Annotated in this window: 9 protein-coding genes; 1 reads left to right on the plus strand and 8 read right to left on the minus strand. The window is 65.4% G+C overall.

What is annotated here, in order from left to right; genetic code table 11:
* Positions 1-57: 57 nt before the first annotated feature.
* Positions 58-2,346, minus strand: a complete 2,289-nt coding sequence (locus tag IQ16_RS26160; RefSeq protein WP_145831828.1) for a DUF1522 domain-containing protein — start codon at positions 2,344-2,346, stop codon at positions 58-60.
* 321 nt (positions 2,347-2,667) lie between these two features.
* On the opposite strand from IQ16_RS26160, the gene flbT reads away from it, so the two are divergent.
* Positions 2,668-3,108 (plus strand): flagellar biosynthesis repressor FlbT, encoded by a 441-nt coding sequence (flbT, locus tag IQ16_RS26165; RefSeq protein ID WP_145831829.1) that lies wholly within the window; start codon positions 2,668-2,670, stop codon positions 3,106-3,108.
* A 91-nt stretch (positions 3,109-3,199) separates the two neighbouring features.
* On the opposite strand, the gene IQ16_RS26170 is transcribed toward flbT, so the two are convergent.
* From IQ16_RS26170 to IQ16_RS26200, 7 genes are all read right to left on the minus strand, one after another.
* Positions 3,200-4,696, minus strand: a complete 1,497-nt coding sequence (locus IQ16_RS26170) for a pyridoxal phosphate-dependent decarboxylase family protein (RefSeq protein WP_018642835.1) — start codon at positions 4,694-4,696, stop codon at positions 3,200-3,202.
* The gene (locus IQ16_RS26175; protein WP_026311966.1) at positions 4,693-5,946 is read right to left on the minus strand and encodes an ATP-grasp domain-containing protein; all 1,254 of its coding nucleotides are present in this window, start codon (positions 5,944-5,946) and stop codon (positions 4,693-4,695) included. Before IQ16_RS26175 ends, IQ16_RS26170 begins: the two co-directional genes overlap by 4 nt.
* 1 nt (position 5,947) lies before the next feature.
* Positions 5,948-7,570, minus strand: coding sequence for a hypothetical protein (locus IQ16_RS26180; protein ID WP_018642837.1), 1,623 nt, complete (start codon positions 7,568-7,570; stop codon positions 5,948-5,950).
* A gap of 10 nt (positions 7,571-7,580) precedes the next feature.
* Positions 7,581-8,363: a hypothetical protein gene (locus IQ16_RS26185; protein WP_018642838.1), complete on the minus strand. Its 783-nt coding sequence runs from the start codon at positions 8,361-8,363 to the stop codon at positions 7,581-7,583.
* A 73-nt stretch (positions 8,364-8,436) separates the two neighbouring features.
* A complete protein-coding gene (locus IQ16_RS26190; protein WP_018642839.1) occupies positions 8,437-10,320 on the minus strand; it encodes a flagellin family protein in 1,884 nt (627 codons plus the stop codon).
* A 20-nt stretch (positions 10,321-10,340) separates the two neighbouring features.
* Complete coding sequence (gene flgK / locus IQ16_RS26195; RefSeq protein ID WP_018642840.1) at positions 10,341-12,224, minus strand: flagellar hook-associated protein FlgK; 1,884 nt, start codon at positions 12,222-12,224, stop codon at positions 10,341-10,343.
* Between the two features lie 34 nt (positions 12,225-12,258).
* Entirely contained in the window at positions 12,259-14,535 is a 2,277-nt protein-coding gene (locus IQ16_RS26200; RefSeq protein ID WP_018642841.1) for a flagellar hook-basal body complex protein, read from the minus strand.
* Between the last annotated feature and the right edge of the window lie 273 nt (positions 14,536-14,808).

Consider the following 14,808-nt stretch of genomic DNA (forward strand, 5'->3'; position numbering starts at 1 on the left):
AAAGCGGCGGGGCCGAAGCCCCGCCGCCGGATCTTGCTTAGCGATGTCAGCCGCTTGTTAGCGGAGCAGCTGGAGCACGCTCTGCTGCGACTGGTTGGCCAGCGACAGAGCGGAGACCGCAATCGACTGGCGGGTCGACAGCGCCTGGCTGTTGGCCGCTTCGACGTTGGTGTCGGCCAGCGTCAGGTTGGACGAACCGGTCTGCAGCACGTTGATCAGGCTCTTGTTGAAGTCCTGACGAACCTGCACGATCGTCAGGTTCGAGCCGAGAGCCGAGGCTTCCGAACGCAGCGTGCTCGACGCTGAGTTCAGGTTGGTCAGCACCTTGTTGGTGGCAGCGTTGTCGATGAAGTCGACACCGCTGGTCAGCGCGGCGAGGCCCAGACCCTTGGAGTTGTAGGTCACGCCAGTGATGCTGAGGTTCGACTTGCCGGTCTCGTCGAACACCAGCTTGAGCTGGTCGCCGTTCAACAGGTTGACGCCGTTGAACGAGGAGTCCTGCGCAGTCGAGTCGATCTGGTTCAGGATGTTGTTGTACTGAGACACCAGGTTCGCACGCGAGGTCTGAGCAACCGCATCCTGGACGGGGGTGGAAGCCGTCGAGAAGGTCAGCGACGTGGTCAGCGTGCCGCCGATCGCACCACCCGCGGCGCTCGAACCGATGGTCGAGGACGCGTAGTCGTTGGTGGTCGAAACGGTCAGCAGGCCGTTGGCGTCGATCGTTGCCGTCAGGTTGTTGGCCTGAAGCTTGGTGTTGAGCTGATCGAGCGTCTTGACCGTGCCGTTGGTGCCGTCGCCGAAGGTGACGTTGACCGCCGTGCCGCCGCTGAAGGAGGCGAAGGTCAAGGTCTTGCCGCTGATGCCGCCGACGCCGGAGGTGCGGGCCGCGGTGAAGGCGGTCGCAGTCCCGGTGTTGCCGGCAAGGCCGAGCGCATTCAACGCATTGCCCGTGCCGGTGATCGACAGATCGGCGTTGACGCCGGTCGAGAGCTTGAGCTGACCCGAGGCGTTGATCGACGAGTTGGTCTGGCCGGTGGCCGTCGCAAGCGTCGCAGTGCCGTTGGCATTGACCGTCGCGGTCTGCACGCCGGTGGCAAGGTCGATCGCCTTCAGCACGTCATTGAGCGTGCCGGCCTGCAGATAGACCGTCGAGTTGCCGGCGCCGTCGGTGAGGACGTTACCGCTCGTACCAAAACCGCTCGGAACGCTCGGAGCACCGGTCGAGCCCGGGATCGGCGCGTTCTTGAAGGTGATGACGTGACCGTCGACGTTCAGCGTCGAACCGTCCGCGATGGTCGCACCCAGCGAGGCCGCGCTCGTGGTCCGGTTGACGTTGATGGTGGCGTTGCCGCCGCCGACGGCCGTGGTCAGGCCGAGCGCCTTGAGCAGGTCGGCCTTGCCGGTGACGCTCAGATCCGCACCCGTCGAGCTCTTCAGCGTGACCGCGCCGGCAGCAGCGGTCGAGACCGCAGCACCCGGCTGGCTGGCGCTCACGGAGATCGTCGCAGCGCCGGAGCTGATGGACACCGTCTTCACGCCGCTGGCCAGATCGATCGCGGACAAGAGATCGTTGACGGTCGCAGCCGGAGTACCCGCCGTGCCGAGATAGACGGTGGTGTTGCCGTTGCCGTCGGTGACGAGGTTGCCGCTGACGCCCGAGCCGGTCGCAACCCCGGTCGACGCCGGAGCAGCACCCCAGCGGAAGGTGATGGTCTTGCCGTTCACGGTCAGCGTGTCGCCGTCGGCAGGCTGGGCGTTGCCGAGCAGGCCGCTTGCAGTCGTGCCGTTGGTGGCGATCAGGGTGATGGCGCCGGACAGGGCCGTGGAGCCGTCACCGGCCGTTGCGCCAGTGCTCGCAAAGGAACCGATGGTCGCGCCGAGCGTGGTGGTACCGGTCGCCGCGGTGGTGCCGCCGGCCGCGCCGCTATAGACGACGTTGCTGCTCGCCGTCGCGCTGGCGAAAGAGGTCGTGCCACGGAGGTCCGCCGACGTCGCACCCGAGATGGTGGCCGAGACGTTCGACTTGGTGGAGTAGCCGACCGTGGTCTGCAGCGCCTGGTTGGCGATCGACTTGGCGCTGTCGATCAGCTTCTGCAGCGAGGTGATGCCGGTGTTGGCGGCCTGCAGCACCTGCACGCCGTTGGCGATGCCATCGAGCAGGTTGTTGATGTCGCTGGCGCGGTTGTCGAGCGACTGGGCCGTGAAGAAGTTGGTGGGATTGTCCAGGGCCGAGTTGACGCTCTTGCCGGTCGACAGACGGTTCTGCGTGGTGGCGAGAAGATCAGCGGTGGACTGGAGGGAGAGGAGGTTCTGACGAACCGACGCGGAGAGGACGATGCCTGACATGACTCTGTTACCTTTCTGGTAAACGACGCTACTGTTACGCGTCTGCTTGGATCGAGATGGATCCAGCGACCGGCGGACCCTGGCGTCGAGACCTCTAACGAAACATGAAATGAAATCGGCGCTTTCGCTCAGTCAGCGCGTGATTCGGCCGATCCAGCCGCCCTCGCCGCTGCACCGCCGCGCAATTCCTACATTGATATGATTGACTTTTTCGGCACGAACGCCGGCAATTTAGAACTCGTTAACTAATGTTGAGGGAGTATTGCACCCTGATCCGCCCCAACTCACGCTCGGTTACGAAAGCGTTGATGGAGAACAGGCATGGCTCTCAAGGTCGAGCTCAAACCGCACGAACGCATCATCGTCGGCAATTCCGTGATCACCAACACGGACCAGCGGGCCCGCCTCCTGATCGATGGCGAGAACGTGCCGATCCTGCGCGAGCGCGACATCCTCACGCCCGAGACCGCCGACACCCCCGCCAAGCTCGTCTATCTGGCGGTCCAGCTCATGTACATCTCGCCGGATCCGCAGACCCAGCACGGCACCTATTTCAACCTGGTGCGGGACATCGTCACCGCGGTGCCGAGCTCCTGGCCGATCATCGAAGGCATCAATAACAACATCCTGAACGGCGACCTCTACCGGGCGCTGAAGGAAGCCCGCAAGCTGATCGCCTATGAGGAGAAGCTGCGCAGCCAGTTCGAGGCCACGCATCCCAAGGCGCCGGCGGACAAGGACGACGTCAGCACCGCCGCCTGACGCAGGCGTTGGCCCGAACGGCCAAGCCGCACAAACGACAACGGCCCCGGATCGCCTCCGGGGCCGTTGTCGTTTCAGCCATGCACCGATGCTATTGCGCCACGAGCGGCGGCGCCTCGACCTCGATCACTCCGCCGCTCCGCCGTCCGCCGAACTCCAGCACGGCCGCAACCAGCGCATCGATATCGGTCTCGTTCGTTCGGTGATTGACGATCGCGGCGCGGATCGCAAACTTGCCGTTCAGCGTCGTGCCCGATGGCGCGGCGATGCCGGACTCCTGGATGTCGGCAACGATCTCGCGATTGACCGCATCGCCGCACCGATAGCGGAAGCAGACGATGTTGAGATTCACCGGCGCCAGCAACTCCAGCCGCGGTTCGGCCAGCACGCGCGCCTCCAGATATTTGGCGAGCGCGCAGCTTCGCGCGATCACCGCACCCAGCCGGTCGGTGCCGAACGTCTTCAGCGTGAACCAGGTCTTCAGCGCCCGGAAGCCGCGCGACAGATCGGGGCCGAGATCGCAAGGCCAGACCGCACCTGCCGCCAGCCCCCTCGCCTCGCGGCTGAGATAGGCCGCCGGCTGGGCGAAGGCCTGCCGATGTCGCTCGCCGTCGCGTACCAGCAGGAAGCCGGCGTCATAGGGCACCTGTCCCCATTTGTGGAAGTCGAGCGCAATGGAGTCGGCTAGCTCGATGCCGCCGAGCAATGGCGCAAGTTCGGGAGAGAGAATTGCGAGCGCGCCAAAAGCGCCGTCGACGTGAAACCAGATTCCTTCTTCGCGGCACAGCTCCGCGACGGCCCTGAGATCGTCGATCGCACCGACATCGACCGTGCCGGCGGACGCGACGACCAGGAACGGCTTGAAGCCGACCTCGCGATCGGCCGCGATCTGCGCACGCAGCGCGGCCACATCGATGCGGTGATCTGTATCGACGCCGATCTTGCGCAGTGCATCGGTGCCGAGCCCGGCGATGTCCATCGCCCTGGAGACACAGCCATGCGCGGCCCGCGACGTGTAGGCCGTGAGCAGCGCGCCGTCATTGCCGATGCCGTGCTGCCGCGCCAGCGTGCCGAGCGCAGCGTTGCGTGCCACCAGCACCGCCATCAGATTGGCCATCGATGTGCCCGTGACGAAGATGCCGCTCGCTTCTTCCGGGAAGGCGAACAGGCGGCGCATCCAGTCGACGATCTGGCGCTCGACCTCGATCGGCATGTGATCGCGCCCGCCGAGATTGGCGTTCAGACCCGCGGCGAGCATTTCCGCGACCATGCCGACAGCCGTGCCGCCGCCATGCACCCAGCCCATGAAGCCGGGATGAACGTTGCCGGTCGCGTAAGGCGCGACATGCGCTGCGAACTCGCGATAGACATCGGCGAGGTCGGTTGCCTCACGCGGCACGTCGGACTTGATAGCCGCGCGGACCTCATCGGGGATCGGCCGCCAGACGGGACGGCCGCGAACGTTGGCGATGCCGTCGATCGCCTCGTCGAGCATGCGATGGGCGAGCGCGCGGAATTCGCTCCAGTCCTGCGGATCGAGCGAAGTGTGCGTGACCGAGCCTTGCGTGTTGCGGATGATCTCGTTCATGCTGCAGCCCCCTCGCCCGCCTTTGCATGCCGCGACAGCATCGCCGTGAACGCGGCGAAGATCTTGCGCATCTGCGGCGGCTTGTATGGAAACACGGCGGGCGGATCCATGTTGTGCACGACGGCGGTGTTGTCGGCCTCGAACACCAGCAGCTCGCCGTCCTGGTTCTCGGCGCAGTCGACGATGAAATAGTCGAGGCCGACGCGCCGGCTCATCTCGTCGAGCGCATTCTTGTGGCGTGCCGCGAAGGCGTGATCGAAGTCTTGCATGAAGACGGCCTCTTCAGCGCGCTTCTCCTCGCTGAACGCCATGTAGGCGTTGAGATACCAGATGTCCCAACGATCGGCGATCGCCATGTGACAGGCATAAGGCTTGCCGTCGACCATGGTGAGCCGGATCTTGCGGAAGAGCCCGTCGGAGCTCGCGTAGTTGACGAAACGCGCGACGAAAAAGTCCTGCTCCTGTCGCTCGGCCAGATAGGCCTTCAGCGCCGCAGCATCGTCGACCTTCGCGAGCCCGACGCCGGCGTGCGTGCCGCGCGGCCGTACGATCATTGGAAAGTGCAATTCGCTCGTAATCTCCGCGCAAGCGATCTGTCCCTCTGAGAGAGCCGTCAATTGCGCACGGGTCGCGTTGGCGGTCACGGGAATATCGAGACCGGGGATATCAGCCAGCAACCGATAGAGCTTGTCGCGATCGAGATTGCCAATCAGCTCGGGGCGATTGAGCAGCGGCCGCGGCCAGCGCGCCGCGGCCTGTTCGATGACGGCGAGTGCCTCGCGGCATTCCGCGGAATCGGAGGCGACCACGATGGCCACGTCGTGCTCGGGCAATGTCTCGGGCAGGCCGACGCCCTTCACCACGTAGAGCGTCAGCAGCTCGATGTCGGAGCCTTCGAGCAGGAACTCGATCGGCGTATTGCCCCCCATGTCGATATCGGCCGCGAGCGCCAGCACGCGCATGCGCGGTTTGGCAGCCGCGCAAGGCGTGCGAAACAATTGATGGAAGGCGAGCACCTCGGTCTGGATCACGAGGCCGGCCTCCTTCTCGCCGAGCAGCTGGGCAATCAGCGACAGGTCCAGCCCCTCGCCTGCCTCCGCGATTCCTTCCGCGATCCGCGCCAGAAGCTTCTCGCGCAACGGATGCAGATTGCCGCCCTCGAAGGCCCGGCGCGTCAACTGCGCAAAGCCGATACGGTCGGAATGGGCTGGCGCGGTGGCGCCGTTCGGGGCGGAAACAGGATGCAGCATCTTAGGCCTCGAGCACGAACTTCCCCGGCGCAGCCGTGGCACCGTCGAGCAGCAGCTCGATCTTCACCAGCACGTGGGCGATGCGATCGAGGATCTGCTGCAAATTGCGTTGCGATTGTGCGGCGTCCGCCGACCAGGCTTCGGTAACCAGCCGCGCGCCGACACACAGCCGCAGCAATCCTTGCTTGCCGTCCGCCCGCTCAAGCCGTACCGGCTGACCAACGAGGCAGCGTTGTGCGGCGACCTGCCGGTCCGCCGCACTACCGCCGATGTCGTTGCTCATGTCACGCGCCAGAGCGCGATGCACCGCGCTGGTGTCCGCGATGGAGACCGGCTTGCCGTCGCGCAGCAACGTGAACAGAAAGATCGTGGCCGCCGCAAATTCCTCGTCATCCACGCCGGCCTGCCCGGATGCATTCGGAACGGCTTGAAACGATGGCGACAGCGCGATCATGCTGTCGATGCCGGCAGCGAGCTCGGCCAGCGCTTTGGCGCGGAATGCGCCCGGCACGGCATAGTAGCTGCCGATCTGCGCCAGTGCGGCCTCCCAGCGGAGCCATTGACCGAAATTCGGCCGGCGCTCGAATCGCGAGCGCAGCGCCGTCCAGGCCGTCGGCCAGTCGCAGCGGCCGGCATAGTCGAAGATGCCCGGCGCCATCGCGCCAATTCGGTCGATCGACCGCGACAGGCCCTTCGGCACCAGCAGCGCGCCGCTGAAGGCGGGGCCGCCGAAGAATTTCGAGCCTGTCATCAAAACCATGTAACCGCGGTCGAGATAGGAACGCAGCCGGCGGCGACCGAGTCGCGCCTGGCAGGCATCGACGACCACCTGAACCTTGCGCGGCCAGCGCCGCGCGATCTCATCGAGGCAGGCAGCACTCGGCGCGCGCCAGCCGAGTTTTGACGAATCCATGATGTGCAGAAGAACGCACCGGCCTTGCGCGAGGCTGTTCTCGATTGCACGCATTACTGCAGCGTCGGCATCGGCGCGCATCGCGATGTCGGACGCGGCGGCGTCGAGCAACGGCACCGCGATGCTGTCACCAGCAAGCCCGGCCACCGCACTGTCCTTGCGCACCGCAAGGCCGCTCGCCGTCAGCGTGCTGAAATGGCGCCCGCCCGCAGTATGGGCCGTCCCGCTTCCGGTCTGATCGGCGCCGACCACGATCGTCACCGGCGGTGCGCCGAGCACCGCGCGCGCGAGGAACAGGGCATGGAGCTGGGAGTCGGTGCCTGACGGCGAGAACACGATGTCGACGCGCGGCGAGAGCTGGAGATGGCCGCGCAGCTCCTCGCGCATGCCCTCGCAGCGTGCGTCGAAGGCGACCTCGACCTCGTCGAACAGGCATCGGTGCATCAGCTCTTCGCGCGCCAGCGCAGCGCGATCGTAGGCGGCTTGCGAGATCGTGGACGCGGTCGACGAAGCAAAATTCCAGATCTCCGGCTCCGGCGATGGCGCACAGCCATAGGCGTTGACGCGATCGTCAGGATCGAGCGTCAGGCGCGGGTCGCCGCCGGAGACCAGCAGCGTGTCGAGCGGCGTGAAGAGATCGCGCAAGCGATAGCGCGAGCCGCCGTCGGACGCTCGTTCGATGTCTGGCAGACGGGATGCGCCGGTGCTCATCCCGAAGCGCTCAGGCCGCGTCGGCCGCCGCCGCAGGCGCCGGCGCGAACTGAGAGGCGATATCGCCGTGGAACACCGAGGGCCCGACATGGTCGAGCGAGCTCTGGATGTCGGCCCAGATCTCGCCGCCGATATCGGTCCAGCGCTTGCAGAAGGCGAAGTCCTCGGAGAGATAGGTGCCGGTCGCCGGGTCGATCATGCATTCGAACAGCGCGAACCTATTCTGGCTCGCCGCCAGCGTGTCATGTGAATGCTCGCGGAAGAACCGAAGGTTGGCGTAGTCCGGATGGCGGCACATCGCCTCCAGCACGTGACGGCGGATCATCAGGAAGCCCGTGCCGGCGTAACGTACGCGGGTAAAGCCGTTGACCACCACGATGCGGTCGGGATCCTCTATTTCGAGCACGTAGTCGAGCGAGGCGGCCGGCACGTCGGCCCGACCTGACTGGATCGCACGCGCGGCCTTGTCCCAGTTGACCCGCTTGATCGGATAGCAGCCCGCAACGACGTCGGCGCCGCATTCGATCAGCCGGAACACCTGCTCCGGCTTGAAGCCGATATCGGCGTCGATGAACAGGAAGTGCGTCGCCTTGGGATCGTCCAGGAACATCGCGGCCAGATTGGCCCGCGCCCGCGTGATCAGCGCGTCGCCGTCGCGCAAGTGCACCTTGAGCTCGAGATTGGACATGCCGTGCACGGCGCGCTGGAGCGCGAAGATCGAGCTCGCATAGATGCTCGACACCTGCCCGCCGAAGCAAGGCGTTGCCACCACCAGCTGCATCCTGTCAGACATCGACCGCTCCGCCCCCGCTTGCAATCCTCACCAAGAGGTAAACAGGCATGGTTAACGGCGTCTTAACGCATCCTTACAGGAACTTGACGAGCGAGAGCTGCGCCAGGTTCGAGGTCACCTGGTAGGACGCCTGCAACGCGTTCTGGAGCGCCAGGATCTCGCTCGCGACCTGGTCGGGCGAGGCCGATTCCGCCTGGTCGACGATGCTCTGGAGCTGCGCCTTGGCCTGGGTCTGGCGCGTGCTCGCATCCTTCATCGTGTTCTGGGCCATCGCGATGTCGGTCTGGATGTCCTCGATGCGCTGCTGGCCGGGCTGCTGGGTCAGCGCCTGGGTCACCCGAAGGCTCAGCGCCGAGACCTGCCCGCCCGAATACTGTCCGGTCGGCGAGGTCGAGAACGTCCCGAACACGGCGATCGCCTGCAACTGCCGGCGGATCGCGTCCTCGTCCGCCTGCGCGCCGTACTGCACCGTGATGGAATCGTCGACCCGCGCCATCGCGGTGGAGCGCGGCGAGCCGGGCCCGTCATTGCCGAGGTACCATTTCACGGTGTTGGCGGAGCCGTTGACCAGCGTCGTCGCCGAGCTCGCCGGCGAGGAGCCGACGCGCAACGGCGGCTGCGTGGCGGTCACGGGCGTCGCGCTGAAGCCGAGCGAGCCCAGCGCACTCGTGTTCAAGCTCGTGATGTTCAGGCTCGCCGCATCGTCGGTGTTGATCATGATCGCGCCGCCATGGACCGTCGACGGCTTCGACGTCCCCGTGATCGCGTCGATCTTGCTCAGCAGGGTCTGGATACTGTCGGTGACGTTGAGCTGGTTGCCGGTCGCGCCCGAGCTGACGAAGGTGAGCGTGGTGCCGTTGACGGTGATGGTGTCGCCGGCGACGAAGCCCGGCGAGATCGAGTCCGAGGGGCTGGTGCCGGACAGCGCCGTCGCACCACTGATCGGTGCGGGCGGAGCCGCCTGGTTGGTCTTGGCAGCGCCGATCGCGGAGCTTGCGGTGTTGAAGAAATTGTCACCGGCGGTCACGGCCGACGCCGCAACCAGCGAGGTGTTGGAGAGCTTCTTGATCGCCGTGTTCAGCGCCGTGTTGAGATTCGCGGCGGTATTGTTCGGGTTGACCGGGACGCTCGCATCGATCGCAAAGCTGCCGAGCGGCGTCGGTGTCGCCGAGGACGCGGTCAGATCGATCTGCTCGGTCGTGCCGTCTGGCAGCGTGAACTGGATGCTGAGCTTATCGCCGTTGTTCGGATTGACACCGTTGAGATCGACGGAGAACGACACCGGCGAGCCGCTCGGGCCGGTGACGGTCGCACCCGTCAGCGTCGAGGACACCGACTTGATCTTGAGCCCGAAGGGCGAGCCAGCGACGTCTTCGGACACCTGCACCGAGCTCGGCGTCGGCTGCGTCTGCACCAGCCGCCCCATGCCGTTGGCCCCCAAGTCGGCGGCCTGGCGCTCCGCCATGACGGTCTTGAAGCCCGCCTGCGTCGTGGTGCCGTTGATGATGTCGCCGGCGTCCGCAACCGACTGCGTGTTGACCGCCGTTCCCGAGAACAGATAGCGGTTGCCCGTCTGCGTATTGAGCACGCCGACCATCGAGCCGAACTGGGCGGCGGCGGTGTTCTGCGCGATCGTCTGTCCGTTGACGTTGAGATCCTGCGCGGTGTTGGCGGAGCCGGTCTGCACCGTGCTGCGGATCTTCGTCAGCGACTGCAGCGCGGTATTGGCAAGGTTGATGCTCACGTTGACGTTCGTGATCGTGTCGGTATAGGCCGCGATGTTGGAGAGCTGCGCGCGCGAAGCGATCGCAAAACCCTCGTTGGTACCCATGCCGGAATAGTTCTGCGACAGCTTGCCGGTCGAGAGCTGTGTCGACAGGTCGGTGAGCTGCTGATTGATGTTGCGGATCTGCGAGCCCAGAACCGACGAGGAATAATTGATACTGCTGATCGACATGTTTCAGCGCCCTGTTACTTCTACACTTGAGCCTGGATCAACGTGTTCATCATGCTCTGCACCACCGACATGACGTGGGCGTTGGCGGCATAGGCATTCTGCAGCTGGATCAGGTTCGACATCTCCGAGTCCAGATTGACCTTGGCGGTCGAGTCGAACTTGGCCTGCAGCGTCGAGACCACGACGCTCTGACCCTGCTGGAGCTGGGTGGCCTGGGTCGAGGCGTTGGCCTGCACGCTCAGGAACTGCTGCAGATAGTTCGAGACGCTGCCGGTGAAGGGCTGATTGGCCGAGCCGAGGCCGGTCGTCGGCGAATAGGAGAACACCGCGCTGGTGAGCTGCGAGTAGAGATAGTCCGAGCGCGTGGTGTCTCCCGCGGGCGTCACCGGCGAAGTGTTGTACACCGACATCCTGGTCGGGTCGGCGGCCAGCTGCGTGTTCACCTTGATGCGTCCGGCAAAGCCCGTCAGCTGCGAGCCCGAGGCCGAGATCGCGCCGGTGTAGAGCGCCTGCCCGCCATCGGTGAAAACAGCCAGTTGCGGATTGCCCGAGGTCAGCGACGACATCGTCTTTCTCGTCGTGGCCAAATTGACCTTGGCGAGGCCGCTGCTGTCGTCGGTGATCCGCAGCGTCGAGCCGGTCGCCGGAGACGGCGCGGCTGAGAAGGACACGTGCGAGCCCGAGAGCGCGGTGTTCAGCACGGAGGCGATCGTGCTCGCGCCAGCGGCGAAATTCACGCCGATCTGCATCGGGTTGGCGTTGGTCGCATTCTGCAGCGGCAGCGCCGCCGGATCGGTCACGTTGACCAGCGTGATCTGGCGCTGGGTATTGGTCGCGACATCCGTGTAGGTGAAGGTGGCGGTGTTGCCCGGCAGCGCACCGGCGAGGTCGACGTCGAAGCCTGCCGGCGGACCGGAGACGGTGCTGCCGGCCGTGGTCTTGTCGGAGAGCGCGCTCGACATCGTGGCGGCGAGCTGGTCGATCTGGTTCTGCGCCTGCACCAGCGTCTGGTCGCGCAGCTTGAGGTCGGCCGCGATCTGGCCCGACGAGACCACGTTGTTGGCGACGACGTCCACCTTCGAGCCGTTCGGCAGCACGATGTTGAGCGCGCCGACGCCGGACTTGGCGGGATCAGTGTTGTACAGTGACGTCGCCGAAATTGCGCCTGCGGAAGCGAAGGTGAATTGCGAAGCGAGCCCGGCGCCGACCAGCTGGATGCCTGTGGTCGTGTAGATGTTGGCCTGGTTCGATCCGTCGGTGGTGACGCGGACGTCGACATATTTCGACAGCGTGTTGATGGCCTGGTCGCGCTGGTCCATCAATGTCGCGGCCGAGGGGTCGTTGGCCGACAGACCCTGCAGCTTGGTGTTGATGGTGGCGACCTGCTGCATCGCGGCGTTGGCGGCCTGCGCCGAGGTGCCGAGATCCTGCTCGACATTGGAGCGCAGCGACTGGATGCCTTTGGTCGTGACGTTGAGCTGCGTGGCCAGCGCCTGCGCCGCACCGAGGGCAACCGTCTGCGCGGACGACGCGCCCGAGCTGGTCGACAGCGCCTGCAGCGCCGTCGTGAAATTGTTCAGCGCGGTTTCGAGCGTGCCGCTGTTGCCGGGCGTGCCATAGACATTCTGAAGCTGCTTCAGGATGTTGGCCATCTGGTCGGCGTAGCCGCTGCCGCCGGTTTCGGTGCGCAGCTGGTTCTGCACGAAGGCGTCGAGCTCCCGGCTGACGCCGGTCGTCATCGCCGTCGAGCCGAAATCGCCGGTGGTGACCTCGATCTGGTTCGGGGTCTGGACGACGTAACCCGGCGTCTGCGCATTCGCGACGTTCGAGGAGACGATCGAGAGCGCGGCCTGGTTGGCACGCAGACCGCTCATCGCACTGGCGAGGGCTGAACTCAAACCCATGTCACTAGCCGCCTTTGGTTACGTCACGCGCCGATCAGCGCAACACGTTCAGGAGGTCCTGCACCATCGAGTTCGCCGTCGTGATCACCTTGGTGTTGGCCGAGTAGGCCTGCTGGGTCACGATCAGCTTGGTGAACTCGTCGGCGATGTCGGTGTTGGAGCCTTCCAGCGACGAGCCGCTGATCGTGCCCGAAGCGCCGTCGATCGCAGGGCCCGACTGCTCGGTCGCGGCATAGGCGCCGCCATCGAGGGCCTTCAGGTAATTCGTGCCGTTGAAGTGCGACAGCGAGACCTGCGCGAGGTCGAGGTTCTGGCCGTTGGAGAACGTACCGACCACGAGGCCGTTGTTGTTGACGGCGACGGAGCGGAGCTGACCGGCGGCATAGCCGTTCTGGGTGATGGTGTTGATGGTCACCGCGCCGCTGGTGCTGGCATATTGCGTCAGGCCGCCCTGAGAGATGTTGAAGGCGAGCGAGCCGAGCGACTGACCGCCGACGCTGACATTGTTGATGGTGACGCCCGAGGTGCTCGGCGAGGTCAGCGAGCCGTCGGCGGCGAAGGTGAAGGCCTGCCCGGCATTGACCCAGCCCACCGTCGTGCCGGTCGCGTTCGGATCGGTCTGGTAGAACAGATTCCAGGTGTCGGAATGGCCGGTGCCCAGCGAGGCGCTGTCGGTCTTGGCCCAACGCAGCTGTAGGTTCACCGGCGTGCCCGCGGCGTTGTAGGCGGTCACCGCACCGCCGCTGATCGATTCCTTGGTGAAGGTCGCGATGTCGTTGCCGATCACGCCGCCGGTGCCGGCCGTACCGCCGCCGCCGCGGTTCTTGGAAATGGACGACGTGAAGCCGAGCGCGGCGAAGGCGCTGCTGTTGTTGCTCGTCACCGTCAGGGTCGGATTGGCGATACCGGTGTTCAGCGTGATCACGCCGTTGCTGATCGAAGAACCGCTCGCACCGCTGAGCTGGTCGATCTGGGTGAGCAGGGTCGCGATGGAGTCGGTGATGTTGATCTGGTTCGGAGGGGTGGCGCCGGAGTTCACGAAGGTGATCGTATTGGCGGGTCCCGTGCCGTTGACCTGGATCGTGTTGCCGGCCACGAAGGGCGTCGACAAGACCTCGGCCTGGCCGGGCTGCGCGGTGCCGCCGAGCTGTGTACCACTCGTGATCGCAGGGGTGGACAGCACGTTACCACCGCGCGTCACGCTGCTGACGCCGAGCAAGCTTGCCGCAGTGCCGCCGATCGTGACGTCGGCCGTGGTGCTGGACGTAATCTGGATGTTACCGCTGGAGTTGATCGTCACGTTGGCGGGGGCGACGCCGGCTCCGGACGCGATCTCATTGAGGACGTCCTGCATCGTTGAGGTGGTCGGCGACTTCAGACCGATCGTGGTGACGATAGGGGGGCCTGCGGCCGTCGAAGTGTTCGAGACGGTGTTGTCGAAGTTGATGGTCCGGTTGTTGACCGTCAGTTGCTTGCCGGCGAGGTTGGTGAGAAGGCTGTTGTTGAGATGCGGGGCCACGCCGGAATCGAGAGACGTGGCGCCACTCGCCACCGCCGAAGCGCTGTCCAGCAGCGCCACCGTGCCGGTCGCAGTCGTCGCCGTATAGGCCGAGCGCAGATTGCCGGTGGCGGCAGCACCGGAGATCGTCGCATTCGTGTAGGGCGGCGGCGGCGTGCCGACGATCATCGGGTTGGCGGCGAAGTCAGACGGGTTCAGGCCGCCGGCCGCCAGCAGCGTGCCGGTCGCCGCGGTTGAGCTCGCCGCCGTATTCGGCACGCTGGGCAGGTTCGCGGCGTACTGGATCGAGGTCGTCGCCTGCGCCGGGATGAAGTTGTTCTGGAATTTCAGGACCGTCGCCACGTTGCCGGTGGGGTTGCCGGTCTTGGGGTCGACCGTGGTGCCCATCAGGTAATAGCCGGCGCCGTTGACCAGGTTGCCGTTGGCATTGAGCTGGAAGTCGCCGCGGCGGGTATAGTAGGTGACGCCGCTGAACACCGGCACGTTGTCGACGACGCCGGTCGCCTTCTGGATGGAGAAGAAGCCGTCGCCGGTGATCGCCATGTTGGTGGCGACGGTGGAGCCCGAGATCGTGCCCTGCGTGGTGATGGTGGCCTTCGCGTTGGCCGTCACGCCGCCCGCGACCTGCTTGCTCGGAACCGAGGAGTCGGGAATGAGATCGACGAAGCTGGTGCCGATGCCCTTGTAACCGGTGGTGGATGAGTTCGCGATGTTGCCGGAAATGTTCTGCAGCGCGTAGGACTGCGCCTGCAGGCCACCCACCGAGGTGTTCATTGCATCGAAGATACCCATAACTTTGTCTCCAAATCCGAGCTCGGCGGCCGGTCGACCATGGCCGCAGTCGGAAGAGACAGTCGCAAGGGCCATGCCAATGCGGGTACTCGCGTGAAATCAATGCCTTAACGAAAAAGCCCCGGTCCGATGACCGGGGCACAATTGCCGGGACCGGCAACTATTGCCGGGACATCGGGTCATTCCGGGGCGGTCCACAGGACCGAACTCCGGTGCGCAATTGCGCACCTGAGAACCAGATTCCGGGTTCGGTCCTGCGGACCGCCCCCGGAA

It is taken from the genome of Bradyrhizobium huanghuaihaiense (assembly GCF_007830635.1).
Taxonomy (GTDB): Bacteria; Pseudomonadota; Alphaproteobacteria; order Rhizobiales; family Xanthobacteraceae; genus Bradyrhizobium; species Bradyrhizobium huanghuaihaiense.

Coding starts and splice junctions, on each gene's coding strand:
- flbT (WP_145831829.1), top strand. CDS start 2,668: ATGGCTCTCAAGGTCGAGCTCAAACCGCACGAACGCATCATCGTCGGC.
- IQ16_RS26170 (WP_018642835.1), bottom strand. CDS start 4,696: ATGAACGAGATCATCCGCAACACGCAAGGCTCGGTCACGCACACTTCG.
- IQ16_RS26175 (WP_026311966.1), bottom strand. CDS start 5,946: ATGCTGCATCCTGTTTCCGCCCCGAACGGCGCCACCGCGCCAGCCCAT.
- IQ16_RS26180 (WP_018642837.1), bottom strand. CDS start 7,570: ATGAGCACCGGCGCATCCCGTCTGCCAGACATCGAACGAGCGTCCGAC.
- IQ16_RS26185 (WP_018642838.1), bottom strand. CDS start 8,363: ATGTCTGACAGGATGCAGCTGGTGGTGGCAACGCCTTGCTTCGGCGGG.
- IQ16_RS26190 (WP_018642839.1), bottom strand. CDS start 10,320: ATGTCGATCAGCAGTATCAATTATTCCTCGTCGGTTCTGGGCTCGCAG.
- IQ16_RS26200 (WP_018642841.1), bottom strand. CDS start 14,535: ATGGGTATCTTCGATGCAATGAACACCTCGGTGGGTGGCCTGCAGGCG.
- flgK (WP_018642840.1), bottom strand. CDS start 12,224: ATGGGTTTGAGTTCAGCCCTCGCCAGTGCGATGAGCGGTCTGCGTGCC.
- IQ16_RS26160 (WP_145831828.1), bottom strand. CDS start 2,346: ATGTCAGGCATCGTCCTCTCCGCGTCGGTTCGTCAGAACCTCCTCTCC.